General features: G+C 60.6%; 29 protein-coding genes, 1 tRNA gene and 1 pseudogene. 26 read left to right on the top strand and 5 right to left on the bottom strand.

Annotated elements, in window-relative coordinates; genetic code table 11:
* The first annotated feature begins 222 nt into the window (after positions 1-222).
* The 16 genes from CT3_RS12410 (at position 223) to CT3_RS12335 (ending at position 13,953) form a co-directional block, all read left to right on the top strand.
* Positions 223-849 carry a terminase small subunit gene (locus CT3_RS12410; protein WP_066532933.1) on the top strand — a complete coding sequence of 209 codons (627 nt, stop codon included), beginning with the start codon at positions 223-225 and terminating at the stop codon, positions 847-849.
* Complete coding sequence (locus CT3_RS12405) at positions 846-2,150, top strand: PBSX family phage terminase large subunit (RefSeq protein ID WP_066532931.1); 1,305 nt, start codon at positions 846-848, stop codon at positions 2,148-2,150. The genes CT3_RS12410 and CT3_RS12405 overlap by 4 nt, the downstream gene beginning before the upstream one ends.
* An 8-nt stretch (positions 2,151-2,158) precedes the next feature.
* Positions 2,159-4,270 (top strand): portal protein, encoded by a 2,112-nt coding sequence (locus CT3_RS12400; protein WP_066532929.1) that lies wholly within the window; start codon positions 2,159-2,161, stop codon positions 4,268-4,270.
* Positions 4,267-4,560 carry a hypothetical protein gene (locus CT3_RS12395; protein WP_066532928.1) on the top strand — a complete coding sequence of 98 codons (294 nt, stop codon included), beginning with the start codon at positions 4,267-4,269 and terminating at the stop codon, positions 4,558-4,560. The genes CT3_RS12400 and CT3_RS12395 overlap by 4 nt, the downstream gene beginning before the upstream one ends.
* Positions 4,553-4,945 carry a hypothetical protein gene (locus tag CT3_RS12390; protein ID WP_066532926.1) on the top strand — a complete coding sequence of 131 codons (393 nt, stop codon included), beginning with the start codon at positions 4,553-4,555 and terminating at the stop codon, positions 4,943-4,945. Before CT3_RS12395 ends, CT3_RS12390 begins: the two co-directional genes overlap by 8 nt.
* Positions 4,946-5,136: 191 nt before the next feature.
* Positions 5,137-6,090, top strand: a complete 954-nt coding sequence (locus CT3_RS12385; RefSeq protein ID WP_066532925.1) for a hypothetical protein — start codon at positions 5,137-5,139, stop codon at positions 6,088-6,090.
* A gap of 2 nt (positions 6,091-6,092) precedes the next feature.
* On the top strand, positions 6,093-7,034 hold the full coding sequence (locus CT3_RS12380) for a DUF5309 domain-containing protein (RefSeq protein WP_066532923.1): 942 nt from the start codon (positions 6,093-6,095) through the stop codon (positions 7,032-7,034).
* Between the two features lie 46 nt (positions 7,035-7,080).
* Positions 7,081-7,398: a hypothetical protein gene (locus tag CT3_RS12375; RefSeq protein ID WP_127446224.1), complete on the top strand. Its 318-nt coding sequence runs from the start codon at positions 7,081-7,083 to the stop codon at positions 7,396-7,398.
* Complete coding sequence (locus tag CT3_RS12370; protein WP_066532920.1) at positions 7,395-8,024, top strand: phage adaptor protein; 630 nt, start codon at positions 7,395-7,397, stop codon at positions 8,022-8,024. Before CT3_RS12375 ends, CT3_RS12370 begins: the two co-directional genes overlap by 4 nt.
* Positions 8,021-9,472, top strand: coding sequence for a hypothetical protein (locus tag CT3_RS12365; RefSeq protein ID WP_066532919.1), 1,452 nt, complete (start codon positions 8,021-8,023; stop codon positions 9,470-9,472). Before CT3_RS12370 ends, CT3_RS12365 begins: the two co-directional genes overlap by 4 nt.
* Positions 9,469-9,777 carry a hypothetical protein gene (locus tag CT3_RS12360; RefSeq protein ID WP_127446223.1) on the top strand — a complete coding sequence of 103 codons (309 nt, stop codon included), beginning with the start codon at positions 9,469-9,471 and terminating at the stop codon, positions 9,775-9,777. The genes CT3_RS12365 and CT3_RS12360 overlap by 4 nt, the downstream gene beginning before the upstream one ends.
* A 7-nt stretch (positions 9,778-9,784) precedes the next feature.
* Entirely contained in the window at positions 9,785-10,198 is a 414-nt protein-coding gene (locus CT3_RS12355) for a hypothetical protein (protein WP_066532915.1), read from the top strand.
* Complete coding sequence (locus CT3_RS12350) at positions 10,195-10,968, top strand: hypothetical protein (RefSeq protein WP_066532912.1); 774 nt, start codon at positions 10,195-10,197, stop codon at positions 10,966-10,968. The genes CT3_RS12355 and CT3_RS12350 overlap by 4 nt, the downstream gene beginning before the upstream one ends.
* A gap of 14 nt (positions 10,969-10,982) precedes the next feature.
* Complete coding sequence (locus CT3_RS12345; RefSeq protein WP_066532911.1) at positions 10,983-11,597, top strand: hypothetical protein; 615 nt, start codon at positions 10,983-10,985, stop codon at positions 11,595-11,597.
* 3 nt (positions 11,598-11,600) lie between these two features.
* On the top strand, positions 11,601-12,311 hold the full coding sequence (locus tag CT3_RS12340; protein WP_066532909.1) for a hypothetical protein: 711 nt from the start codon (positions 11,601-11,603) through the stop codon (positions 12,309-12,311).
* Between the two features lies 1 nt (position 12,312).
* Positions 12,313-13,953 (top strand): hypothetical protein, encoded by a 1,641-nt coding sequence (locus CT3_RS12335; protein WP_127446222.1) that lies wholly within the window; start codon positions 12,313-12,315, stop codon positions 13,951-13,953.
* A gap of 312 nt (positions 13,954-14,265) precedes the next feature.
* On the opposite strand, the gene CT3_RS12330 is transcribed toward CT3_RS12335, so the two are convergent.
* Both CT3_RS12330 and CT3_RS12325 read right to left on the bottom strand, forming a co-directional pair.
* Positions 14,266-14,541: a DUF4349 domain-containing protein gene (locus CT3_RS12330; protein WP_218568114.1), complete on the bottom strand. Its 276-nt coding sequence runs from the start codon at positions 14,539-14,541 to the stop codon at positions 14,266-14,268.
* Positions 14,504-15,094: a hypothetical protein gene (locus tag CT3_RS12325; protein WP_127446221.1), complete on the bottom strand. Its 591-nt coding sequence runs from the start codon at positions 15,092-15,094 to the stop codon at positions 14,504-14,506. The genes CT3_RS12330 and CT3_RS12325 overlap by 38 nt, the downstream gene beginning before the upstream one ends.
* A 37-nt stretch (positions 15,095-15,131) precedes the next feature.
* Here CT3_RS12325 and CT3_RS12320 point away from each other — a divergent pair, with 37 nt between their 5' ends.
* The 8 genes from CT3_RS12320 (at position 15,132) to CT3_RS12285 (ending at position 21,580) form a co-directional block, all read left to right on the top strand.
* A complete protein-coding gene (locus CT3_RS12320; protein ID WP_066532906.1) occupies positions 15,132-15,950 on the top strand; it encodes a hypothetical protein in 819 nt (272 codons plus the stop codon).
* Positions 15,951-15,960: 10 nt separating this feature from the next.
* Positions 15,961-18,255 carry a hypothetical protein gene (locus CT3_RS21345; RefSeq protein WP_172591793.1) on the top strand — a complete coding sequence of 765 codons (2,295 nt, stop codon included), beginning with the start codon at positions 15,961-15,963 and terminating at the stop codon, positions 18,253-18,255.
* A gap of 2 nt (positions 18,256-18,257) precedes the next feature.
* Complete coding sequence (locus CT3_RS12310; RefSeq protein WP_066532902.1) at positions 18,258-18,521, top strand: hypothetical protein; 264 nt, start codon at positions 18,258-18,260, stop codon at positions 18,519-18,521.
* Positions 18,514-18,807, top strand: coding sequence for a hypothetical protein (locus tag CT3_RS12305; RefSeq protein WP_127446220.1), 294 nt, complete (start codon positions 18,514-18,516; stop codon positions 18,805-18,807). The genes CT3_RS12310 and CT3_RS12305 overlap by 8 nt, the downstream gene beginning before the upstream one ends.
* 57 nt (positions 18,808-18,864) lie before the next feature.
* Entirely contained in the window at positions 18,865-19,161 is a 297-nt protein-coding gene (locus tag CT3_RS12300; RefSeq protein ID WP_066532897.1) for a hypothetical protein, read from the top strand.
* Complete coding sequence (locus CT3_RS12295) at positions 19,158-19,628, top strand: lysozyme (RefSeq protein ID WP_066532895.1); 471 nt, start codon at positions 19,158-19,160, stop codon at positions 19,626-19,628. The genes CT3_RS12300 and CT3_RS12295 overlap by 4 nt, the downstream gene beginning before the upstream one ends.
* Positions 19,625-20,146 (top strand): lysis system i-spanin subunit Rz, encoded by a 522-nt coding sequence (locus tag CT3_RS12290; protein ID WP_066532893.1) that lies wholly within the window; start codon positions 19,625-19,627, stop codon positions 20,144-20,146. Before CT3_RS12295 ends, CT3_RS12290 begins: the two co-directional genes overlap by 4 nt.
* Before the next feature lie 285 nt (positions 20,147-20,431).
* A complete protein-coding gene (locus tag CT3_RS12285) occupies positions 20,432-21,580 on the top strand; it encodes an acyltransferase family protein (protein ID WP_172591794.1) in 1,149 nt (382 codons plus the stop codon).
* Here CT3_RS12285 and CT3_RS12280 read toward each other — a convergent pair.
* The 3 genes and pseudogenes from CT3_RS12280 to CT3_RS12270 form a co-directional block, all read right to left on the bottom strand.
* A pseudogene (locus CT3_RS12280) lies at positions 21,537-22,314 on the bottom strand (transposase family protein). The gene CT3_RS12285 and the pseudogene CT3_RS12280 overlap by 44 nt on opposite strands.
* A gap of 47 nt (positions 22,315-22,361) precedes the next feature.
* Positions 22,362-23,483 carry an acyltransferase family protein gene (locus CT3_RS12275; RefSeq protein ID WP_083520208.1) on the bottom strand — a complete coding sequence of 374 codons (1,122 nt, stop codon included), beginning with the start codon at positions 23,481-23,483 and terminating at the stop codon, positions 22,362-22,364.
* Between the two features lie 602 nt (positions 23,484-24,085).
* On the bottom strand, positions 24,086-24,511 hold the full coding sequence (locus CT3_RS12270; protein WP_066532887.1) for an NUDIX hydrolase: 426 nt from the start codon (positions 24,509-24,511) through the stop codon (positions 24,086-24,088).
* A gap of 446 nt (positions 24,512-24,957) precedes the next feature.
* Between CT3_RS12270 and CT3_RS12265 the strand changes: the two genes are divergently transcribed.
* Both CT3_RS12265 and CT3_RS12260 read left to right on the top strand, forming a co-directional pair.
* Positions 24,958-25,875 (top strand): pseudouridine synthase, encoded by a 918-nt coding sequence (locus tag CT3_RS12265; RefSeq protein WP_066533346.1) that lies wholly within the window; start codon positions 24,958-24,960, stop codon positions 25,873-25,875.
* Positions 25,876-25,941: 66 nt separating this feature from the next.
* A tRNA-Gly gene (locus CT3_RS12260) sits at positions 25,942-26,015 on the top strand.
* Positions 26,016-26,278 lie beyond the last annotated feature (263 nt).

Raw genomic sequence — 26,278 nt, 5'->3', positions numbered from 1 at the left:
TTAATGCAATGTTTTCTGTGGCTATCAAAATCTAGGTTCTAAATGCTGCAAAGGAGGATAGCGGTTAAATTGCCCACTCCGAATGACAGCTTTGGCGTGCCGATTTTTGAGATTGTGTCCCTACGTTGCTTATCGCGCACGTTCACAGACGACAGCGCCCATGGGCGCTGCCACCCCACCACCACAGCCACCTTCGGGTGGCTTTTTTATTGGAAAAAACACATGGAACTGACCCCAAAGCAGGAGCGCTTTGTGGCCGAGTACCTGATTGACCTGAACGCGACTCAGGCCGCGATCAGGACCGGCTACAGCGCCAAGACCGCCGCGTCCCAGGGGGCGCGGCTTTTGAAGCAGGGCGGGGTGGCGCGGGCCGTCCAGGCCGCGCAGCAGGCGCGGGCGGTACGCACCGAGATCACCCAGGACAGGGTGCTGCAGGAGCTGGCGCGGATTGCCTTCTTTGACATCCGCAGGCTGTACCGCGCGGACGGGAGCATGAAGGACCCCTGCGAGCTGGATGCCGACACGGCGGCAGCGCTGGCCAGCATTGAGGTGAAGGAAGAGCTGGAGCGCGGTGGCGGGGAGGATGCACTGCACGAGCCGTCGGCCTCTGCAGCCGCCTCTGCAACTGTCTCTGCAGCAGGCTCTGCCGCCCACGGCGGTGCGCCGCGGCGCAAGCAGGTGGCGGGCTACACCATCAAGACCCGGGTGTTCGACAAGGTGGCCACGCTGCAGCTGGCGATGCGCCACCTGGGCATGCTGAACGACAAGCTGGGCCTGTCTGCCCCTGGCGGCGGCCCCATTGAAACGGTGGCGCATGTGACGCGCACCATCATCGATCCCCAGGCATGAGAACGCTGAATCTGAAGACGGCGCGCGTGTTTGCGCCGCTGCTGGAGCCTGCGCGCTACAAGGGCGCGCATGGGGGGCGGGGGTCTGGCAAGAGCCATTTCTTTGCCGAGATGCTGCTGGAGGACTGCCTGTACGAGCCCGGCGCCATGGGCGGCGAGGGCCTGCGTGCGGTGTGTATCCGCGAGGTGCAGAAGGACCTGAGCCAGTCGAGCAAGGCTTTGCTGGAGTCCAAGCTGTCCGCGCTGGGGCTGGGCCAGGCGGATGGGTTTCGGGTCTACAAGGATGTGATCACTACGCCGGGGGATGGCCTGGTCATCTTCAAAGGCATGAACGACTACACGGCCGACAGCGTGAAATCGCTGGAGGGCTTCAAGCGTGCCTGGTGGGAAGAGGCGCAGACGGCGACCCAGCGCAGCCTGGACCTGCTGAAGCCGACGATGCGCGCGGCGGGGTCGCAGCTGTGGTTTGGCTGGAACCCGCGCTTTGCCAAGGATCCGGTGGACCGCATGCTGCGCGCCGAAGGCTTGCCCACCGGTGCCCGGGTGGTGCAGGCCAACTGGCGCGACAACCCCTGGTTCACGGCCGAGCTGGAGCAGGAGCGCCAGGACTGTCTGCGCCTGCAGCCCGACAAGTACGACCATATCTGGGAGGGCGGCTACGAGACGGTGAACGAGGGCGCGTACTTTGCGCGCCAGCTGGCCGATACCCGGGCCCAGGGGCGCATTGGCGTGGTGGCGGCGGACCCGCTGATGGCCTTGCGGGCCTTTGTGGACATTGGCGGCACCGGCCAGAACGCGGACAGCTTTGCGATGTGGATCGTGCAGTTTGTGGGCATGCAGGTGCGGGTGCTGGACTACTACGAGGCCCAGGGCCAGCCCATGGCGGCCCATGTGCAGTGGCTGCGCGACCAGGGCTATACGCCGGAGCGGCTGCAGATCTGGCTGCCGCACGACGGCGAGAAGGCCGACACGGTGCATGCGGTGACGCCCAAGAGCGCGCTGCAGTCGCTGGGCTACCGGGTGACGGTGGTGCCCAACCAGGGCAAGGGGGCGGCGATGAAGCGGGTGGAAGCCGCGCGCCGGCTGTTCCCCAGCATCTGGTTCAACGAGACGAGCACGGAAGGCGGCCGCGCCGCCCTGGGCTGGTACCACGAGAAGCGCGACGAGGCCCGGGGCATTGGCCTGGGGCCGGCGCACGACTGGGCCAGCCACGGTGCGGACGCCTTCGGGCTGATGTGCTGCGTGTGGGAGCCGCCCCGGCAGGGGCAGCCCCTTCAACTGCCCAACATAGGGATTGTGTGATGGCAACAATGAACAGTGACACGTTCCGCAATGTGCTGGAGCGTGAGATCGAGGATGCGCACAGCTGGCTGGCCAGCGGCATCCGGGGTGAGCAGCAGCGCAATCTGCAGTACTACCTGGGCCTGCCGTTGGGCAATGAGGTGGACGGCCGCTCCCAGGTGGTGAGCTGGGATGTGTTCGAGACCATTGAGGGCGCGCTGCCGAATTTTCTGGAGCCGTTTTTCAGCGGGGACCACATCGGCGAGTTTCTGCCGCGCGGGCCGGAGGATGCGGCCTATGCCGAGCAGGCCACCGAGCTGGTGAACTATGTGATCCGGGACGACAACCCCGGGTTTCTGCTGTTCAGCGACTGGTTCAAGGATGCGCTGCTGTCCAAGCTGGGGGTGGTGCGTGCCAAGTGGGTGCAGCCGGACCCGGTGCGCGAAGAGTTCAAGGGCCTGAGCGAGGAGCAGCTGGTGCTGCTGACCCAGGATCCAGCCGTGCGCGTGCTGGAAGCCTCGCCGAGCGAGCTGCTGCAGCCCGAAGTGGCCCAGGCCGCCGGGCTGCAGCAGCCCCTGCTGTGGGATGTGACGCTGCAGCGCCGCCAGCGCGGCAAGGTGGAGCTGCGCAATGTGGCGCCGGGGGACTTTCTGGTCAACCGCTCGGCCAAGCGCCTGGAAGACGCCCGTCTGGTGGGGGAGTGGGTGACCTACACCCGCTCGCAGCTGACGGAGATGGGCTTTGCCGATGTGGCCGCGATCCAGAGCTTTGAGGGCAGCGGTGCCCAGGAGCCGGACGATCTGCGGGACCAGCTGGCGGAGAGCGCGGACCGGTCGCTGGAGGAGGTGCGGCTGTTCGAGGGCTTTGTCCGCTGCGACTACAACGGCGACGGTGTGGCCGAGTGGCGCCGGGTGCTGGTGTCGGGCAACGGCGAGCTGGAGAACGAAGAGGTGCAGGGGCATGAATATGCGGTGCTGACACCCATCAAGCTGCCGCACCGCGTGATCGGCATGGCGCTGGCCGACCCGGTGGTGGAGCTGCAGCGGCTGAACAGCGGGCTGACGCGCCAGTATGTGGACAGCCTGTACCTGGCCAACAACCCGCGCACCTATGTGAACCTGGCGGCGCGCGTCAACATCGAGGACGTGATCAGCAACCGCATTGGCGGCATCATCCGCGGCGAGGGTGCGGCGGCGGATGCCGTGGTGCCGATCAAGACCGCGTTGGTGGCGACCGAGAGCCTGGCCGGCATCGAGATGGTGCAGGGCATGCGCGAGCGCCGCACCGGGGTGACCCGCTACAACCAGGGCCTGGATGCGGACAGCCTGAACAAGACGGCCACGGGCATTGCCAAGATTTCCAACATGGCAGACAAGCGCATGCTGCTGATCCTGCGTACCTTTGCGGAGACGGGCGTCAAGCAGCTGTTCAAGCTGGTGCTGCGGCTGCTGACCCAGTACCAGGACATTCCGACCACGGTGCGCCTGCGCGGCCGGTTTGTGCAGTTTGATCTGCGCATGTGGTCGCCCGACATGGATGTGAGTACCGATGTGGGCCTGGGCACGGGCGACAAGGCCGAGACCCTGATGCTGCTGCAGCAGTTCGGCCAGTTCATGCAGCAGGCCGCGCAGGCCGGGCTGGTGGGGCCGCCGCAAATCTATGAATATGGCAAGGCGTTGGCCAAGCACGCCAAGCTCAAGGGGGCGGGGGAGAAGTTCATGCTGGCGCCGGACCAGATTCCGCCCAAGCCGCCGCAGCCGGACCCGGTGCAGGTGCAGGCGCAGATGCAGGCACAGATCCAGTCCCGGCTGGAGCAGATGAAGCTGCAGGGCCAGCAGCAGTTGCAGGCCATGCGGCTGCAGGCCGAGGCGGCCGAGGGCGACAAGAAGCGTGCGGCGGACTTGCAGATCAAGCACATGGAGCTGCAGCAGCGCGACAGGGACCGGCTGCTGGAGCTGGCCGCCGGCTACCTGGCGGCCAATGCCCGGGAGGCCGGCACCATGGGCCAGCCCACCAACATCATTGCCGGCTCCATGCTGGACCAGAACATCCAGGTGCCCGGCGTCACCGCCGAGGACCTGCAGCAGGCGGCCCAGAGCATTGAGGGCATGGCCCGGCAGTTTCAGGAAGGACAAGCATGAGTGCAGCCCAGTACCGCGCCGAGCGCGCCCAGCGCCTGCTGGAGGACCCGCTGCTGCAGGAGGCCCGGCAGACGGTGATCCAGGCGCTGCAGAGCGAAGTGCTGTCCCTGCCCCTGGGCGAGCGCGAACGCCGCGAGGCGGCCGTGGCCATGCTGAAGGGGGCGGAGCAGTTTTTCCGGGTGTTCGAGCTGGTGATGGACGGCTACAAGCTCGAACGTGCCGAGTTGACCAATGCGGCACAGATCCAGGCCCGTCACCACGCAATCGAGGAGCGCATGCGCAATGGCTAGACCCCGTAAATCCCCGGCAGAGCAGAAAGCGGCCGAACCCTATCCACAGGAGCTGCAGCAGGAGCCGCAAGACCAGCAGGCCCCGCAGAAGCAGGTGCCACCGGTGCAGGCCCAGGGGCCTGTGCCGACAGACCAGGCCGGTGCGGATGCGCCGGCCATGGCCGCAGTGCCGGTGGCGGTTCAGGACCCCGAGCTTGAGCCGGAGCCCGAACCGCTGGAGGCTTTTCTGCGCCGCGTGGAGCGCCTGCACATTGCACGTGATGTGGTGGCCACGGCGGCCACCCACCCGCACGCGACGCAGCGGGTGTGGCCCGGCACCTATGGCGGTATCCGCCTGGAGGTGGGGCCGCTGTCCGTGACCTACAGCGACGGCAGCACGGCGTAGGCGGCTTTCGGCTTTCTTTCGTTCTGCCTTTCGCCTTTTTCATTCACCTTTTTCACCTTTTCTTCAACCCGCCCGGGCACGGTATGCCCGACCGACCAGTCTAGGAACAACCCAGCGAGGGGCTGCATGCGACGGCATGCGGCCCTTTTTTGCGTGGACTCACACCTGGCCGGAACCACACAGCAACAACCATGGACGACGATCACATCACGACCGTAGACGATCTGGCGGCGGCGCTGGATGCCGGCGAGGGACAAGCCCCGGAAGCCCCCGATGCCGAGCTGCAAGCAGCCGCTTACCAGAACGACGGCGATCCCCTGGCGTATGCCGAGCTGGAGGCCGAGCAGGCCGATGGCGACGCGGACGCCGCCACGCAGGACGCTGGACAAGCTGCACAAGCCCCAGACGATGACCTGGTGGTGCGGTGGAGCGCCCCCGACGGTAGCGCCATCGAGGCCCCGATTGCCGAGCTCAAGGCCGGCTACCTGCGCCATGCGGACTACACGCAGAAGGCGCAGCAGCTGGGCGAGGAGCGCCGGCAGGCGGCCGAGCAGGTGTCCCAGCAGTTCCAGCAGGCGCAGCAGCTCACGCGTGAACACGCGTGGCTGATGCAGATGGCGGAGCAGCTGGAGCTGTACCAGAAGGCCGATTGGGATGCGCTGTACCAGCGCGACCCGACGGAGGCCAGCCGCCTGCAGGCCCAGTGGCGCCAGACCGAGGCCCAGGCCACGCAGCTGGCCCACAGCCTGCAGGCGGCGGTGCAGCAGCAGGAGCAGATGGCGGTGCAGCGGCACGAGCAGGCATCGCAGCAGGCCCTGGTGGCCTTGCAGGCGGCGGTGCCCGGCTTTGGCCGGGACCACCTGATGGCCATGCGCCACACCGGCCTGGCCCACGGGTTCACCGAGGCCGAGCTGTCCCAGGTGTCCGACGCACGCACCCTGAAGGTGCTGCTTGAGGCCGCCCAGTGGCGCGCGCTGCAGGCGCGCAGGCCCGGCGTCCAGCAACAAGTGCGGGCAGCACCGCCCAAGGCTTCCAAGCCTGGTGCTGCCGGCGTTCCTCCCTCCAAGATCGACGCGGCCTGGAAGCAGCTCAATGCCCGCCGCGACGTGAATTCATTGGCCGCCTTGCTGGCGGCGCAGGAGTAAATATGGCTCAACAAACGAATACCTTTGCCACTTTCAATGCCGTGGGCAACCGCGAGGAACTGGCGGATGCGATCTACCGCATCTCGCCCGAAGAAACCCCGTTCGTGTCCTCCATCGGCAAGGACAAGTGCAGCTCGGTCAGCCCGGAGTGGCAGACCGATGCGCTGTCTGCCGCCGTGAACAACAAGGTGGAGCAGGGCAACAACGCTGCGGTGAAGGCGATCACGCCTTCGGTGCGCGTGGGCAACCGCACCCAGATCTCCGAAAAGACCTTCGGCGTGACGGGCACCCAGGAGGTGGTGGACAAGGCGGGCCGCAAGTCCGAGAAGGCCTACCAGGAGGCCAAGAAGATCCTGGAGCTCAAGCGCGACATCGAGTTCGCCGCCATCAACAACGGCACGGCGGTGGCCGCCGCCGAAGGTGTGGCGCCCCAGGCGCGCGGCCTGTCGGGCTGGCTCAAGACCAACAGCCTGCAGGGTGCGACCGGCGTGGCGCCGGACCCCATTGCCAACACCGCGCCCACCGACGGCACGCTGCGCACCTTCACCGAGGCGCTGCTGAAGCAGGCCATGCAAAAGGCCTGGGAAGAGGGCGGCAACCCCAGTCTGCTGTTTGTGCCTTCGGCGCTGCGGGCCACGGTGTCGGCCTTTACCGGCGCGGCCACCAAGTTCGAGAAGGTGGAGAGCAAGACCACCACGGCGACGGTGGAGGTGTATGTGGGCGACTTTGGCCGCCTGAAGATTGTGAACAGCCGCTACAACCGCGCACGCGATGTGTTCGGGATCGAGCCGGAACGCTTCAAGCTGCTGCGCCTGCGCGGGGTGAAGACCACGCCGCTGGCCAAGACCGGTGATGCCGAGAACTACATGGTCAACACCGAATGGACGCTCAAGTGCGAGCAGGAAGCGGCGAACTTTGCGCTGCGCGACCTGCAGGCCACCTGAGCACCGTCAACCTTCACACACCGCCCTTCGGGGCGGTTTTTTGTTTATGCATTCTCGAATTCTTCAGGCCGCAGCGGGTTCGCGCACGGTGCTGCACTGCCATGGCGACGGCTCCGCCACCCTGCAGAAGGTGGACGACGTGAGCGATGCCGTGGAGCGCGCCCAGGCGCTGGACCGCCAGGGCGCGCACACCACGGGCATGGGGGACAAGCATGCGGCGTCCATCCCGATTCCGGTGCTGACGCAGTGGGCGGCGCAGCGCGGCAAGACCTTTGCCGACTGCATGCAGGATGACGCACTGCTCAAGCAGTTTCTGCAGGACCCGGACAACCGGGTGTTCCGGATCTGGAAGGGGGCGCTATGACGCTGGTGGTTCCTGTTGCGGCTTCGCCCAGTGCGGCGGCGGTCGCCAACTTCGCTGGCCTGTCTGCCTCGGTGGCGCGCTGGCTCAACCGCACGGACCTGGGGGGCGTGATTCCGGACTTTGTGCGCATGGCCGAGGCCGAGTTCTCCCGCGACACGCGGCTGCGTTCGTCATTCCAGCTGGTGGACACCAGCGGCTACACGCCGGCCGGGGAGATTCCGCTGCCGGTGGACATGCTGGAGCTGCGCGAGCTGAGCGCAGCAGGAACGGTGCTGCGCGAGCTGCCCTATGAGGACTGGCGCCAGCGCAGCGACGGCCCGTACTTTGCCCGGGTGGGCGAGGTGGCGCACCTCACGGGCAAGCCGGCCACGGCCTATGGCCTGAAGTACCTGCAGAAGCTGCCGGCGCTGGTGTTCCAGTCCGACAGCAACTGGCTGCTGCGCGAGCACTACGACGTGTACCTGTGGAAGTGCTGCGAGATGGGCAGCGCCTGGATGCGCGACCCGGAGGCGGTGGCCAGCTACAGCGCCAAGTACGAGGGGGCCGTGCAGCAGCTGCTGTCGGCCAACAACGCGCACCGCTGGGCCGGTGCATCAGTGGCCGTGATGGCCCCGGGGGTGGTATGAACAAAGTGCTGGGTTTTGCCCCGGATGCCGATCCGACCACACCGGGCCTGCTGCTGGATTGCGAGAACCTGCTGCCGTCCGAGCTGGGCATGCGCCCCGGGCCGGCCGTGGCGCCGGTGGGTGTGGCCGCGCTGACCGAGGATGTGCGCGGCGCGCTGGCGGCCATTGACCTGAGCGGCAACCGCCTGGCCATCTGCGGCACGACGGCGCGGCTGTACAGCCTGGCGGGCAGTGCCTGGGTCGATGTGTCCGGCGACGGTGCGCCATTTGCGCTGGGCCAGGACGAGCGCTGGAGCCTGGCGCAGTTTGCCAACAGCACGGTGGCGAGCTGCCGGTCCATGGGCATGCGCATGGCCACGGGCGGCCCGTTTGCGCCCATTGCGGGCGCACCCAAGGCCAAGATTCTGGCCAGCCTGAAGGGCTTTGTGATGGCCTTCAACACCCAGGATGCCACCTACGGCGACAGCCCGGACCGGTGGTGGTGTTCGGCTTCACTGAATGCCCAGGACTGGGTGCCCAACGTGGCGACCCTGTGCACCACGGGGCGCCTGGTGGAGTCCGGAGGCGAGATCACGGCCGCGCACCGGCTGGGCGACGACATCATTGTCTACAAGCGCCGCAGCACGTTTGTGGGGCGCTTCACCGGCCCGGCCGAGGTGTGGAACTTCACCCAGGTGGATTCGGATGTGGGCTGCGTGGGCATGGATGCCGTGTGCGATACCGGCAAGGCGCATTACTTCATTGGCGACGATGACCTGTATGTCTTTGACGGCGTGCAGGTGCAGCCGATTGGCCGGGGCATGCTGCGCGACTGGTTTGTGGAGGTGCGCGACCCCAAGCAGATGCACAAGTCGCAGGCGTTCTGGGACAAGCAGAACCAGCTGGCCTGGTTTTTCTTCCCCTCGGTCAAAGGCGGGGGGGAGCTGGATTACGGCCTGGTCTACCACCCGGGCACCAACAAGTGGGGCCGCGCCAACCATGCCATCCGTGCACTGGTGCGGTATGCATCGCCGGCGGCCACCTACGACGGCGGATCGGAGCTGGTCACCAGCTACGACAGCGGGCCGGCGATCGACTTTGACAGCCCGTTCTGGGTGGAGGCCCAGGAGCTGATGGCGGGGTTTGACACCCGCAACCGGCTGGTGACGTTTGCCGGTGCGCCGGACGCCAGCAGCCTGACCACCGGCGATGTGGGCGATGACGACCAGATGACCCTGTGCGACCGGCTGGTGCTGCGCTTCAAGAAGGCGCCGGCGGCCGCGGCCGCGACCGGGTTCACCAAGGACGACGGCGGCCAGGAGGCGCGGCAGGCGTCTGCGGCGATCCGTGACGATGCGGCTTTCGACTTGCGCCAGCGCGGGCGCTGGCATGCGTTCCGTGTGGATTGCCAGGGCGACTATGCGCTGATCGGCTTTGCGCCACGGCTCAAACCAGCGGGGTTCCGATGAGATTGCAGACCGATAACTACCGTTTTGGCAGCGATCTGCCGGCCCTGGTGAAGACGCTGGCGCAGATCTTTCCGCGCTTTGCGGTGCAGCTGAACCACCTGTCCGAAGGGCGCATCTGCGGCAGCCACAACGCGGCCGAGGCGCCGCCGGCCGCCGGGCTGTACCAGGCGGGCGACTACCTGCGCAACAGCGCGCCGGCGGTGCAGGGGGCGGCCGGCGGGCGCTATGTGACCAAGGGTTGGATCTGTGTGCACAGCGGCGAACCCGGGACCTGGGTGGAAGACCGCGGCCTGACCGGGGAGTGAGGGGCACATGAACTACCAACTGCACATTGTGCCGGCGGCCTTTGTGGGCCGGGCCTGGGCCGATGGTGCCCACCAGCTGGGGCGGGCCTGCGCTACATCGGGCGGGGAGATCACGGGCGAGCAGCTGAAGCTGCTGCTGTCACGCGGCGAGCGCGACCTGATCCGCATTGACCTGGACGGCCAGGCCGTGGGCTGGGCCGTGACCCGCATTGACCAGCTGCCCAACGTGCGCGCGCTGCATGTGTGCGAGCTGTACGCACCGGGCGGCCACTGGCTGGCCTGCAGCGCGCAACTGGCCGCCATGGCGCGGGCCAACGGTTGCACGGAGCTGCGCTGCAGCGCCGGGCCCGCCCAACAACGCCTGTACCAGCGGCATCTGCCCTGGGAACCGATTTACACAACCATGAGGATGCCTTTATGAACCCGTTTCATGAGAAAGCCCGTGCCCAGGGCCGGCTGCGGCCCGCCAAGGGGGGCGGCGGCAGCAGCACATCGAACTCCAGCATTCAGTACCCCGACGAGATCAAGCCCCTGCTGTCCAACGTGGCGCAGCTGAGCACGGACATCTACAACAAGGGCTGGCAGGGTTATGACGGCCAGCGCTACAGCGAGTTGAACGACACCCAGCAGCAGGCGCTGCAGGGCATGCAGGAGCGCGCGGGCGGCGGATCGGAGTTGTGGAAGCAGGCCCAGTCCGGGCTGCAGCAGATGATGGGCGACCAGCACAACCCGTACCTGGACCAGCAGGTGGCCAATGCGCAAAAAAGCGTGGTGGACAGCTACAACCTGACGGCCAAGCCGCAGATGGAGTCGGCCATGGTGGGGTCGGGGTCGTTCGGCAATTCGGGCCTGCAGCAGATGCAGCAGCAAAGCCAGAGCCAGCTGCAGCAGAACCTGGGCAATGTGGCGAGCGAGATGTACGGCAACGCCTACAACACCAACCAGTCCAACAAGCTGGCGGCGTTAGGCATGGCGCAGGGCTTTGCCAACCAGGACTACACCGACCTGAACCAGATGCTGAACGCCGGCAATGCCTACCAGGACCAGGCGCAGAACAACGCCGACTTCAACTACGAGCAGTGGCAGCAGCAGCAGGATGACCCCTACAAGAAGCTGCAGGCCATGACGGGGGTGATGAGCGGCACCGCGGGCAGCAGCACCACCACCAAGCAAAGCGGCGGGGGCAAGTGATGTTCTGGATACCGATGGCAATCGGGGCGGTGGCCGGGGCCCTGTCGAACAAGGACAACCCGCTGAAGGGCGCGGCCATTGGCGGCACCCTGGGGGCGGTCACCGGTGGTTTGGGCGGGGCGGCGGCTGGCGGCCTGGGGGGGGCCAGTGCCAGTACTGCCATCACCAGCGCGGCAGCGCCGACGGTGGCTGGCACCACGACGGTCAGCGGCGCGATATCGGGTGCGGCTGCGGGGTCGGGTTCCGGCCTGGGGCTGTCCATGGCGGGGGCCGGGTCTTCCAACCTGGCCGCCATGGGCGGTGGGCAGGGTCTGCTGGCCAGCCAGGGGCTGGCGGCATCCGGCATGGGGGGCGGCCAGGGCCTGCTGGCCGGCGGTGTGGGGGCTGGTTACGCCAGCGGGGCCGGGAGCGGCTTGCTGTCCGCATCGAACCTGAGAACGGCGAACGACCTGGCCATGCTGGCGCAGACAACCGGGGTGCTGGGCAGCAACCCGGCGCCGCCCCAGGCCCAGTCTGCCGGCATTCCTGCGCGGCAGGCGGATTTCACGGGCCTGCTGTCGGCAGGCCGCACCAATCAACTTTCCGGCGCTGAAAAGCTGATGGCACAGCGCGCGGCACGACGGGGGTAAGCAATGGACAACCAAGCAAGCTACGAGGCCATGCAACAGGCCTGGGGGCAACAAGAACCGAGCGGCCTGATGGGGCTGCTGAATTCACCCATGGGCCAGGCCCTGCTGGGGGCGGGACTGGGCGCGCTGTCCAGCTCGGGCTCTACGGCGCAGGCCATCGGCCGCGGCGGGCTGATGGGCCTGTCTGCCTTTTCGCAGGCCCAGGACAAGCAGGAAAACCGGCTGCTGCAGATGGCCCAGGCCAAGATGCGGGAGGAGGCGTTGGCGAGCCTGAGCCCCCGCGAGGGTGGCGGCTATACGGGAGATATCTCGAAGCTGCTGAGGTTTATGACGCCCGACCAAGTGCAGTCCACCTTCAACCTGGGCCGCAACAAGCTCCACCAGATGCAGGAGTTGACCCAGCCCGATGGCTCCAAGCGCATCTTGGCGATCGACGACTACGGCGACTCCCGGGATACGGGGCTGATGCACGCGCCGGAGATTACGAAGCAGGACCTGGGTGGCCGGGTGGTGGGCTTGAATGCATATACGGGCCAGCAGGCATGGTCCGCTGACAAGACGCAACCTCGACCCCAATCACTGCCGCAACCACAAGCTCAGCCGCAACCGCAACCGCAACCGCAACCGCAACCGCAATTTCAGCAGCGCGGGCTGTCGTTCCCGCAGCTCCGCCCCACCGCCAGCTCAGGCTGGAATATTCAGAAAGTGAATTGAGATGGCAACCTTACGCATCACAGCGCCGGAGGGTATTACACAAGAAGAGCTGCGTGACTATCTCAAGGCCAGTTACGCCCAGGCAGGCCCGCCGACTTTACGCATTGCAGCGCCAGATGGCGCGGACTATGACGTGCTGGCCCCCTACGCTGTTACAGAAGATCTGCGTTCCTACTTGAAGACCCCCAGCGTCAAGGCAGGCCAGTCGGATGCGCCTCAGCGTCTTGCGCCGGGAACTGGCCATGAAATCGGCCTTCTGACGCGCCGTGGTGTCGAGGCGGCCGGCGGTGCGATGGAGGCGCCGGCCGACCCATTTCGCCGCTCGGGGCCGTGGACCGCAGGCCGCCAAACCCCTTCTGTCGTGGCACGCAACTTCGCAGACGACGTTGGTGTGCCTCAATCAGAGAGTACGCGACTTGCGCAGCCAGTACAGACAACGCCCGCGCCGCAGCGTTCCGTATGGGATTCGTTGGGCAGACAAGCCAGTTTGTTCGCCAGACATGCAATTGTGGGGCCAGCGCAGACCGTGGAGTTGTTTACATCGCCAGTCCGCTTGGCACTCCAGCTCGCAGGCCTCCCGACTACTCCTGAATCTGTTATGGCGGCCCAACTTGCCGACCGGCTTGGGCTTGCCAAGCCTGAGACCAGGATGGAGCGCCTCACTGGCGATGTCGTAGGGGCTGTCATTGGTGGCGGTGTGCAGACGGCTGCGGCTCGAAAGCTGCTGCAGTTTGCTAAGGACCCGATTGTCAACGCTGCGGTTCGCCACTTTGCAGACGAACCTGCAATGCAACTAGTAGGTGCAGCAGGGGACGGCTTTGCCACTGGTATTGCGCGGGAAGTGGGCGCGACTGACTTGGGCCAGAAGATATCGGGTTTTCTTGGGGGGGCAGTGGCGAGCTCTGGAGCCAAGGCGGCCATAGGTGCTGCCGGCAAAGCCTTTGAGCGTGTAGCACAACGCCATCGAGGGGGTGCGCCGGTGATGATGCCACCACATGGTGATACCCCGGAGATTTCCACGCAAGTTGCAAGCGAAAAGACACTGACCAAGGATGGCGAGCGCAGCAGTGCAATGGCTAATCCGCGCGTCGTAGATGTGAGGGATACCAACCACAGGCAAGTGACACCGAGGCGGGAAGACCTGGAGGTTCGCACCGAAGGCGATGTGGTGGCCGCAGGACGCGAGCTGGCCCACGAGGCTACACGCAAGCGCGGTGGATTGCACAGTGCCGATGCACTCGATAGATCTCCTTCGCAGGCGTTGAATTCGGCTGTCAGCCGTGTGGGTCTGGAAAAAAGGGGATCGTCTTTTTCGCCTGAGGATATCCAGCTGTTGGAGAGAATTGGACGGGTTGCCAGCCATCCTTCTGCCCCATCGGCAAAAACGGCCGTCGCTGGGAATAACTACCCTCTTGCGGCAGTCGATTTGGTAAAGGGTGCAACCCATAATAAGAGCGGGTTCAAGATTCCGGAGAGGAATGTCTGGTTCACCAATGATGCCCAGAAAGCCCGGAAGGGACTGCTGTCACAGCAGGTACTGGAGGAGGTATTACTCTCCAATACCCCAAAAGGGGAATTTATGGGAGGGCTGCTTACGAGTCCGAAATATACAGGTCGTCCCCAAGGCGGCAGGCATCAGTAGAAAGACGAGGCGCTCAGACCTGATTGCAGGCTCAGGCAATGGCTTCAGCTGTCAGGCCATTGAGCGCAGAAGTGACGTTGCAAATAACGGAGGAAACTGTCTTGTCGCGCCTTTGTGGCCGTATTGACGCGATTCCCTCCGTGAGCACCGTTGCCCAAAACCGGCTGGAGCAGGTTTTTTAGGCTGCGGTGTTGGTCGCTCCAAGCAATATGGGCGGCGGGCGGATGTTGTTTGGATGTACCGCCTGCTTTGCCGGGCCAGGTGCATTGGTTCAACGCCGCCAAGCCTGGATTGGCACGGCGGCTTGAACCGTTATTCGCCTTCGCGAGGCCAGGGCTTGTAGGCAAAGATCCAGAGAGAAATCCAGTTCACACCCGGGATCAGCGCCAGCACGGCCAGCCATTTCGAATGGCCGGTTCTTGTCAGGATTCGTGCAATGGGCCATGCCACTGCAAGCCAGACAACGAGTCCGAATATGAACATAGTGAACCAGTGCCAGATGCTGAAGCTTCCCATTGCAGTGTTCTCCCTTGAGGTGGTGTTTGTATCGTTATCGTAACAAATTCCGACGATAAAGGCTTTTCTCATGGCAGCGAACGTCAAGGACGGGTGGGCCGCCGGTACGGGCCCAGGCTGCGTCAAGCCACCGGGGTGTGAGTGGGTGGCGTGCCTGTCGGAGCACTAGGGGCCAATATTGCAGCACGATCAAGAAAATTATCGCCAGGCCCGCCATGGCAATGATAAAGACATGGGTTGAGGGAGCGAATCCTGATTGGGTCAGCCACCCGCTGATGAATTGGGTGAAGGTTTCAAGGCTGAGTTGGCGCAAGGTATCCGGAATTCCGGCGATGGTTTCAATGAACTGATGGAATAAGTCAGTAATCTTGTCGATGGACTGGATGGTCAGATCAGAAATTTTGGCTATGAGGCGGGGGAAGTCACTGCGAAGACCTGTGGGTCTGATAACCCATCTGAAAAAAAGAAAAAACCCACTGATCAAAAGGCCAATTCCAAGAGCATAGTAGATAAATACAGCTGCGAACATCAGAAGCAGATCGGAACCTTTGTCCACGATGTAAAAGAATTTTCTCCAGCCCTTCATGCTTCTTCCTTGAACCGCCTGCAGCGGGTTTTTATTCACCAGCCTCCCTTGTGGAGGCTTTTTTTATGGGCAATCCATGCCAGTACCCAACAGCATAGACGAGCTTTCGCCGAATTCGGCGGAGAACTATCCCGCCGGCACGGAGCCGGTTTTTCCGAACCTGGACAACTACATCCGGTTCCACGCGGCCTGCATTGCGCAGTTGCGCGATGAGGTGGCCGCCGCTGGCATGCCCCTTGGCGGATCGATGTGGTGGGGCGGGGCGCGTTCCAGGATCAAAGCCAATTTCAAGCCGGAGGATGGGGATCTGCTGCTGCGCGCGGACTACCCGGCGCTGTGGCAGTTTGTGTCGACCGGTGGCTATCCGCTGGTTGCGGAAGCGGACTGGTGGGCGGACAAGGCCAAGCGTGCCAGCTTTTCCAGCGGGGACGGGGCCACCACGTTCCGCCTGCCGGACAACAACGGTAAGCAGAAGGACAGCTTTGGCGCTGCCGTCAAACGCGGTGACGGGGCTTTGTCTGCGGGTGCGCCGGGGCTGATCCAGGACAGCCAGAACAAGGAGCACGACCACGCGGCGGCGGTCACCCAGGCGGGTGCGCATTCGCACACCGTCAGTGGCAGCACCGGCCAGGCGGGCAGCCACAACCATGGCTATACCGGCAACGAGGGGCAAGGCAACCCGGATGGGGCCACCGACACCTATGGCGCCATTGGCACCAACCGCAGCTATGTGCGCTATTCCAAGCTACAGGACGCAGGCGCACATGCGCACGACGTGAGCGGTACGGCGGCGGCAGCGGGATCGCACACGCACGAGGTGTCGGTGACCAAGCAGGGCGGCACCGAAGCGCGCGGTATTGCCACCACCGGCTGCCATGTGATGCGCGTGAAATAAGGAAGGGCAGATGCAAAAGTACAAATCCAATATCACCAGCACCACGGGCGCGGCGATCCGCAATGTGCCCGTGACGGTGCTGAACGAGGCCGGCGAGCTGGCGAGCCTGTTTCTGGACCGCGCCGGCGCCATTGCCGCGCCGAATCCGCTGGTCACCGACAGCTCGGGCAATTTCTATTTCTACGCGGTGAACGGGCGCTATAGCCTGCGCACTACCGTGGAGGGTGTCACGATCACCGACGACGATGTGGTGCTGCTGCAGGACCCCGAGGAAATCACGGTGGCAGGCCCCATTGCCGAGGCGGTTGCCGCGGCCCAGGCGGCGGCGCGTCAGGCGCAGGATGTGGTGGATTCATCCGGCATCCCGGACATGGTTGCTGCAGCACAGAACGCGGTGATCGATTCCAACCAGGCATTGCAGGAAGCACGCGGCGCTTCGCTGGCATCCGCCGAAGCCAAGCTGGCGGCAGAGAGTGCCAAGAGCGCAGCAGAACTGGCCAAGGGCGATGCGCAAGCCGCATCGTCCACGGCGAATGCGGCCGCCCAGCAGGCGAATGCGGCGGCGCAGAGTGCTGCGCAGTCGGCGGTGTCCATTGATCCTGCGCGCCTGCTGACGCCAGCAGAGCGGCTGAAGCTGGATGGCGTTGAGGCTGGGGCAACCAAGGTCGAAGCCACGCGTATATCTGCAACTAGCTTGCAGGACTTTTTCGCGCAGTGTTTGGCTAAAGGGTCGGGGTTCTACCGGGCGGATGGTGAAACCATACCAATCGAAATGCGGTATAGCCCTGGCTTCTTCAGCAAGACCCTCGATACATGGTCTTTTATGTCGCTGCGGTGGGACACTGCAAAACCTGTGTTCTACGCTGGGCGGTTTGAGGATATTCCGACTAGCACATGGAAGCAGTTTGTTCTGACTGCAACGGCGCAGACGTGGACGGCTGTGCAGTCTTTTTATGGTGGATTTAATGCCAGTCGTATCGGTATTGGCAGCACCACCTGGAATACTGGCGTGGGGGTCTACTGCACAGATACCACATTCCCAGCTAACGGAAATATATCAGGTGTAAATTTTGATATTTCCACCGACTCAACTACGTTGACTGCTGGGCGCACACATCGTGCTGCATACCTCCGAATGCGAGGCAACAATACGGTGGCCCAACTAGCGGGGTCTACAATTTCACTTGTTGGTTCTGAAGCAGTGGCAGAAGTTTCTGCTGCAGCCGACGGTGTGGGCGAAGCCACTGTTATTGCGGGTGCGCGTGGGTATGCTACAGATAATGCTGCGCGGACTCAGAATCTGGCAAACGCTTATGCAGGATGGTTCATTAGTCAGCACGTAGGGACGACTGCAAAGCAAACTAATGACTCATATGGCGTTGCTAGTTATATAAACAACACTAATACCAATAGCACGTTGGTTCGTGCGTTGGGTAGCTACACCTCAATAACAAATGCCGGCACTATCAACACGGCGTACTTGTTCCGTGGTGTTTACGCAGGGTCTGGTACCTATGGGATTAAGTGGGGTATCCATCTTGCGGGTTCCACACAGAACCAAATTGACGGATGGCTTAACGTTACCGACACCACAGAATCTACGTCTGCGACAACGGGGGCATTGCGTATCGCCGGCGGCCTGGGTGTGGCGAAGAATCTTGTTGTCGGCGGTGACCTCGGTTTGTCGGATGCTGCAAAAATAACCATCCGACACATGGCGTGGGCGTTTGGAACCTACGGTGGCACTGCAAACGCAATAACCTTGTCGTCTGTATATCCGCAGACTTCATTGGTGCGAGGGCAAATAAAGACATTTCGTGCAACTGCTGCAAATACCGGGGCCACAACAATCAATGTTGATGGCCTTGGTGCGGTGGGGGCAGTTACAGTTACTGGGGTGGCTTTGCCTGCCGGATATATTCGCACAGATGTTGACACTGTTGCTACATACAACGGAACCAACTGGGTTGTTGACCGCCAAGTGCAGTATGGTAGCAACGCGAACGGCACATTTATCTTGCGTAACGATGGGTCGCTAACCATATTGGCAACCCCAAATGCTACTGTTACGAGCGTTGCTGCAAACACCCCTGTTGTGTATTCAGGGTATGCCACGCCTACGCCTGTAGTGCTTTCTAAGTCTTCCGTAGTTTTTGCACAGATAAACCCAGGAACGTCTCCAGACTTCATGTATGGTTATGCGCAAATGGCAGGAGCTCAGGCTATTGCTGCTGTCGGAAAGAACGGAGGAACTGCGCAGAACATTACTCTTACTTCCTATTCTGTCCAAGGCTATTGGTACTAATTATGAAAATCAAATTCACACCGCAATTTCGGTTCGACACTTTGGAGCTTTATAAAAGCGGCGACTTGTTGAAGATAAATGGGGAGGACTTTGATTTCTCCCCGCTGCCTGATGGCTATATCGTTGAGACAAAGAGCGCATGGATTATTGGCCCGGTTGCACGCGTGGATGGAGAATTGCAAATCACCATCGCATGTCCTACCATTCTAGATAATGTGGTTGTAACTGCCAAAGATGGCGAAATAGAGGTGCCTACAGATGAGTAATATTTACTGGGATACGCAAAAACCTATCGCATCCGAAGCGCAAGATATTTACAACCGCTACACAGGTAAAGCCAAATTCGATTTATTCACGCCGGAAGAACAGCGGGCCATTGCCAGTGCAGCCATGAGGGACGTGGATGTGAAGCTGTTCTACGACCGTTTCACCATCGCGGACTACATCACATACGACGACCCCGAAATGGTGCGGGGCTTGGAATTCATGGAGCAGCGCGGATTTCTGACGCCGGAACGTCACGCTGCGGTCATTGCTGAAATGACACGCTGAACAGTGCGCAGACCACAACCCCGCCTCGGCGGGTTTTTTTACGCCCGGGGAGGGGTGATGGACGACTTCGGAAACGAGCTGCCGGTGCTGGCAGCCCAGCAGGTGAATGAGCGTTTTGACAATGGGAGCGAGCGCATGGCGGCAATCGAGAGGGAATTGGGCAAGACACGCCAGGAGTTGGGTGAGCTCAAGCAGCAACTGGCCGATCTGCTGGAGTTTTTCACGGCCATGAAAGGTGCATTCAAGGTGCTCAACTGGCTGGGCAAGCTGGCCCGGCCCATGGCCGCCATTGTGGGCTTGGGCCTGGCACTCACCGCAGCCTGGAATGCAGTTCGGGGGATCTACCCCAAATGAATTACAAACAACAACTGATAGCCGCCATCGGGGCTGCAGCTGCAGCGGTGGTGGTGCCGTTCGTGGCCACGCATGAGGGCACCGTGTACCGCACGTACCGCGACCCCATCGGCATCGTGACCGCGTGCACCGGCCACACAGGGCCTGAGCTGCGCATGGGGCAGACTTTCACGCGCGAACAGTGCGAAGCCATGCTGTACCAGGATCTGGACCGGCATGCCGACGCGCTGGGCTGCATCCGAGAGCAACTGACTGATGGCCAGCGAGCCGCATTCCTGAGCTTTGCGTTCAACGTGGGGGAGGGGGCGTTCTGTGCCTCTACCCTGGTGCGCAAGGCAAATGCCGGGGACATGGCCGGGGCGTGCGCAGAGCTGAGCCGCTGGACCTACGCCGGCGGCAAGCAGCTGTCGGGCCTGGTGCGCCGGCGCGCGGCCGAGCGCCAGCTGTGCGAGGGAGGCTTGGCATGACGGGCCGGGGCAAAAGCATCCTGGCCGCCCTGGCGCTGGCCAGCGCCTTTGCAGCGGGCTGGGCTGCCCAGGGCTGGCGGGCGGATGCCGCACTGGCCCAGCTGCGTCAGGACCATGCCGGTGTGCTGGCAGATATCGCCACCAAAACCCGGGCAGCAGCGGATGCTGTGCGGGCCTATGAGCAGCAGGTGGGCCGGGCCCTGGCCGCTGCTGACAAGAAAAGCACTGAGGAACTAAGCAATGCAAAAACTGAAACACAGCGCCTGCGTGATTGCGTGCGCGCAGGCACTTGCGGGGTGCGCATCGTCACCCGCTACGTCGATCAACCCGGTGGTCCAGGGTCCACAGATGCCGCCGCCGGCGGTGTGGGCAATGACGCCATCGCGCTCGATGCAGGCATATCAGAGCGTGTTTTCGATCTCCGAGACGCCATTGCAGAGGACGCTGCAAAAATCGACTATCTGCAGCAGTATGCAAAGCAGTGTCAGCGGGTGTCGGCTGTGAAATTAGATCTTTGACTGGCGTTAAAGGTCGCGTGAAGTCTGTCTCAGGCTTCGTTGCTGATCAGCTTCATTTCGCTTCCCTCCATGCGCTGTGCTGCTGTGTCTAGCCAATGCATAGTTGTTACACTGCATGCCTAACTTTCCGGCCTGTCGTGCTAAGTCGTTCTTGAGCATGATGCAATCAGTTCGATCAACAGACTGCTGCCACAGCTCCGCAAATTATTAGCTCACGCTAGGAATTATTGCATTAAATAATTAATATTGAAATTAATTGGCATGACATTATTGAATAAGAATAAAATGGATTCGTTGCAATGCTTAAGAGGCTTTGCAGCAGTCTCGGTAGTTTTTTATCATTTTAGTTTTTCTCTTCCTTTATGGTCTGATAAATCGACCTCTTATGCTGCAGAAATTCTTTCTAAAGGTTATTTGGGTGTAGATATATTTTTTGTAATCAGCGGTTTCATATTGGCGTGGGTAGGCGTCTTGTCTAGAGCGGAGCCGGCAAATCCAGGTAGTTTTGCTATTAAGCGATTTTTTCGAATTGCTCCTTCGTACTGGGTGAGCATGCTGTTCATTGCTTATTTGTTAAGCAAGAGTGACCCTAGTGGTGTCGACTTCCTGAAAATGATGTTTTTTATCCCTTTGGGAAATTTGCAAGCTCCATATTACTCATTGTTAATGAATGACGTTGGGTGGACGCTATGTTACGAAATTGCATTCTATTTAATCTTCTGTATTAGTCTTTTTTTCGGAAGATTTGCTCTTGCTGCGGCGGTATCTATAATCTTATTCTTTGTTTTTATATTGCCAATTTTCTTTGGGATTTTGCCATCATTTGATTCCAATAGGGATACTCAATTTTCTTTGGTTTATCTTCGATTGATAACGAATCCGATGATGCTTGAGTTTATTCCGGGAATCGCAGCCGCATGGGGTTTTTACAAGTTTAAAGATAAAATTCCAACTCTCTTTGCATGGCTTATTTTCGCTCTGGGTGTTACTCTTCTAATTTATGGGTACTTAAATGTGGATAAAGCGAAAGGGTTCTCTTTTTTGGGAGCTGCATTACCAGCTGGCCTCGTTATTCTAGGGGCCACTATTATTGAGTATCGAGGGATGATTAATTTCCCTAAATTTCTTGTGTGGCTAGGCGATGTATCTTTTGCTCTCTATCTTACGCATTGGGCATTGAGGTGGGGCATTTTTGAGAAATACTTTCCATCTCCAGTAACTGTTATTGGTATATATGGCGGTATTTTTGTAAAGATGTCGATTGCATTGGGCCTAAGTTTTTTCTGGAAAAAATATATTGAGGATCCTACATCTTTGTGGGCAAATAAATTAGAAAATATATTTTTTAAAATAAAGAATAATATTCAAATCCCTCAAAGATTGGTGCCAACTAAGAGTGGCTACACCACCTGTTCACGAAGCGTTCGCAGATGATCGCTACCGCCAATTTCAGCAGTGCTTCGTGAATATCCAGTTCAAAGCGGATTCGTCGCTTGCCAAAGCCTGCAAACCATCCGTGCGTTCTCTGCACCAGCCAGCGGTGCTTTCACGCCTCGTTAGGCAATGCTGCGGTGATGCTCCTCGGTGTTAGGTCAGCAAGGCAACGCGTGAAGTCGTAGCCTTCGTTGATATGCAGTTTCGATGGGGGCGTCCTGGCAAATCTGCAATCGCAGGAACCGCGTCAATGCACTTCTCGAACATTTGGAGTTGTGTCTGTTGGCTTCGCTGACAAGCATCTCCAATGGGATGCCTGCGGGATCCACAACGATGTGCCGTTTGGGGTCGATTTTGCCTCTGTCGTTTGGATTGGAGCCCGTTTCCTGGCTCCTCGGGGTTGGTTCTGAAGAGCTATAAATGCGGACTCAACTTCGATCTGGTCATGTTCACGCACGCGAGTTACCTTCACTTGGTGTAACTGCTACCAGACGCCTGCGGCACTCCAGTCGCGCGGGCGCGCCGCCGGCAAGTCATGCCGCTGTCGTATCTAAGGAATTTCCCATGGAGTACCTGTTTGCAGCCGGAACAAGCCGCTATTGAGGGCGGTTTCTGCGCTCACAGCGAGATTGCGAGCGTCGCCTTTAGAAAAAGTGCGAAGGTCGGGTCTAAGGGTTGCAACTGGCGCTAAAACTCTTTGCATACGGCCCTCGTGCCATGAGGACGGCGTGCATAACCGGCTTTGCGAAGGCATCCGAAAAAGTGGTGTTAGCCAATAAACTTAGCCTACATTAATTGGCTTAAGGCGTATAAGCTTCAGTAGCCATATTTTTATAAAATTCGATATCTTATCTTCTATTAATATGTATGAATATCGAGAGAAAATAATGGTGATTATTACCATGGATGTTCCATAAAGAAATCCATAAAGATAATTTCTCATTTCCATTCTAAGAAATAGATCTTCAAAAAATGAATGTACGATGAAATGCCAAATGTATATCGAAAAAGATATATTTCCAAGATAGACAAGATGCTTGTTGATCTTGGGCGAATAGTACTTTTCATACCACGCAAATGCTGTAATCATTACAGCGAAGCCCGCGCCGGATTGGGTTATTCCGTGGCCTGTTCCATATCCAGAAAACATCTGCCAAAAAACCAAAAATCCAGAAATCAAGCATAGTGAAAAAATTAGCTCTTGGTTTATTTTTGGAAGTATTTTCACTAATTTTGCAATAAAAAATCCAACAATAAAATTCCATATTATAGGATTCGTGGCGATATTTAGGTAGCCAGAATTGAACTTATACCCGAGATATGGAGATAAAGTTATATCGCGAAAATAAAAAGGTATAATAATCAGGGTGGTGCCAAAGAAAAGCAATATTACTAATTTTGGAAATTTGAACAATATGCTGAGTGCTACGATACCGTAGAAAAAAATCTCATAGTTCAAAGTCCACCCAACAAATAATTTTGCCCCATACATTGGAGCATGATCATTAGACAGTGGGTAGAAGAATAATGATTTAATTAACTCTATGTTGTCTTGACTCGTTGATATTAATTTGAAGTCAGGAATGGTCACGTAGCACCAGGCAATTGATGCTATCAAATACAATGGAACAATGCGTGCTATCCGCTTTATAGAGAATTCAAGCATGGAATTCAATCCGGGCCTGTAATCAGGAAGGCCCATGACGAATCCGCTAATTATAAAAAATAACGCTACCCCTGTCCCTCCATATGAAAACAGATTATCTCCAAGAGGATAGTTGGGAAGGTTGAATAATGATCGGAAATGAAAGAAGACAACCAGCAATGCTGCGATTCCACGCAGTGCCTGGATGGAGTCATATCGGGTATTTATTTTGACTGTCTGATCCGTTGCTAAAAACATGCGCTAATATTTGTTTTATTTAGAATTGGGGCTGAAACTCTTTTCAGGCGATGTGCTAAATTGCACCGCTAAGGTGCAGGAATGTAGCATTTCATTTGCAATCTGGACATCATTCCAGGCAGGCAACAGCAATCTCAAGCACTGGCGCGAGGGCAATGGCAGGGAGACAACGCGCTGGCGCAGGTGGACGAGACCAGGGCTGAGCTCCGAAGCAGCACGACCGCGCTCGATGGTGTGAAGGGGCAGTTGTTTGGCAGCCGCTGGTTTCTGCGGCGAGTTGTCGCCTGGATCTTGCATGGTCACCGCTGCCAGATGGCATTCCAGCCTAGACGAAACTTGCAGATGGACAGGTGCTACTTGCAGCTTGGGTCAGTGGTGGCGAAGCCGTGAATGTGGCTGCGAGCTTGCTCCTTTAGCGAGACGTCACATCAGGGTTGTGGGCGGGCAACTCTGGGCTGAAGTTGGCGGGAGCCGTTCACACCGCGTGGATATTTCGCGTGTCGCTGTCGTACTGCGTGCACCGCAGGCCAACTGCCAAGCTCAATGCGCGGGGACGCTCGCCACGCTTGGTATCCGCGATTGGCATATTGCTTCCAGCGGTGTCACACGACCAGTTTGCTGGCGATGTACCGCAGTGCCCCTTGGTACACCCAATGCCATTGCGCCGAGGGAGGTTGCGACAGTGGGTGCCAGAAGAACCGGAAGTCGTGGCCGCCATCGTCGCTGGTGCGGTGGGTCCAGGAGTCGGGCGGGTTGTGCACCTCGCACAGATGAAATGCCCAGATCTGGTTGGCGTGGCCGGATGCCCACAGGCCCAGGTCCGCTGCGACGTGGGAGGCATGCAGCCCGCTTTCTTCGCGCAATTCACGCAGGGCTGCTGCTGCGGAGGTCTCGCCCGGCTCGATGGTGCCTTTGACCAGTTGCAGGCCTGCCAAGGGGTGCTCGAAAGCCAGGATCTCGAGGTGGCCGTGATCGCGGATGACCACCGGGCATGCCTTGCCGGGTGGTGGTGAAATGACGGATTGCATGGATACGATTTTCATCCAGGGCCAAGCTTCGATGGAGAGCGGCGCACACGACCCCGCGTACCGTGGTGTGTGGCCAGGACGGAGGTCTGAGGTTGGAGGCCGCAGGCATACACCTGGTACGACAGGGCAGGTTGACGACGTATCGAGGGAGGTGGCAGCGGCGCCGAGTGTGGATGCATGCGCCGGAGCCCCAGCCTTGCAGGGGCGGCAACCTCTGCGGGGCTATGCCCTGGATGCCCCGTGCACAACGGCTATCTGCTATCTGTAGCCTGCTGCCTGCGCGGGTAAAATGGCCCCTCATTTTGCGCAGACCCGCGCAGCGTCCCCTGTGTGCTGTGGTTGCATCCCGCAGTCCTTCACACATACAAGCACTGCGGCTGACACGCTGCAGCGCTTTTTTCATTTTCCCCTGTGTGAATGGATGGGCGCTGCGTGCGCGCATGGCCATGTACAACACCCACGATCCCCGAGTTCTTCCTGTGCGCGCTGGCATCAAGCCCAGCTGTGTGGTGCTGCCTTCGCGCGGGGATGGCGTGGTGCTGGACTATCTGGTGCAGCGCCTGCCGGCGGTGGCACGTGCGGACTGGTTGCGGCGCATGGCGCAGGGCGAGGTGGTGAGCGAGTTCCGGCAGCGGATCGATGCCCACACGCCTTTTCTGCCGGGTGTGCGCATCTACTATTACCGCGAGGTGGACACCGAGCCGCAGGTGCCGTTCGAGGCGCAGGTGCTGTACCAGGATGCGCACATCGTGGTGGCGGACAAGCCGCATTTTCTGCCGGTGATGCCGGGCGGGCACTATCTGCAGAATACCTTGCTGGTGCGCCTGAAGCGGCAGCTGGGTCTGCCCGATCTGTCGCCGGTCCACCGGATCGACCGGGACACTGCGGGCCTGGTGCTTTTTTCCGTGCAGCGCGCGGACCGGGGCGCGTACCAGGCGCTGTTCCGCGACCGGCTGGTGCACAAGACGTATGAGGCTGTGGCGCCCTGGCGCAGCGAGGTGACCTTCCCGCGCGAGCATGCCAGCCGCATGGTCGAGAGCGGGGACTTCATCCGCATGCACGAAGTGCCGGGGGAGGCCAACAGCCGCACGCAGATGGAGTTGCTGGAATCCCAGGGCGCCTGGGCGCGCTACCGCCTGTCTCCCATCAGTGGCAAGCGCCACCAGCTGCGCGTGCACATGGCGGCATTGGGGCTGGGGCTGTGGGGGGATGCGCTGTACCCCGTGGTGAACGATGCCGAGCCGGGGGACTTCTCGCGGCCCCTACAGCTGTTGGCGCGCAGCCTGGAGTTTGTGGACCCGGTCACCGGGGTGCCGCGCCGCTTTGAAAGCCGGCGCAGCCTGCGGCCCTTGCCGGATGCGTGAGGCCGCAAGAAAAAATCACGCTGGCGCGTTCTGGCCGCGTTGCCCATGCCTATAATCCGCAGCGCTGCGGGTGTCGTTCAATGGTAGGACTCTTGCTTCCCAAGCAAATAACGTGGGTTCGATTCCCATCACCCGCTCCAGCTTTCATGCATTCAACAAGGCCCTGCAGGGCCTTTGTTTTTTCTGCGGCCGCCATGGCGCCGGAGCCGAGGGATCTCCAGCCCTGGCCTGCTATCTCTCCTGACCGTTGTTCATCCCTGGGGTGCCGGCACTGAGCCACATGTCCCGGATTGCCTCATTGGCTCGGCTGCAGGGGCCGGTGTGGTTGTGCTGCGCACGAGGGGCCGCTGACGGGCAAGAGAGCCCGCTGCCGTGGTGCGTGCACGGAATGCGCACAGGGCAG

The sequence above is a fragment of the Comamonas terrigena NBRC 13299 genome, from assembly GCF_006740045.1.
Lineage (GTDB): Bacteria > Pseudomonadota > Gammaproteobacteria > Burkholderiales > Burkholderiaceae_C > Comamonas > Comamonas terrigena.
The sequence above is the reverse complement of the archived record's forward strand: the minus strand, read 5'-3'. Positions and strand labels throughout refer to the sequence as shown.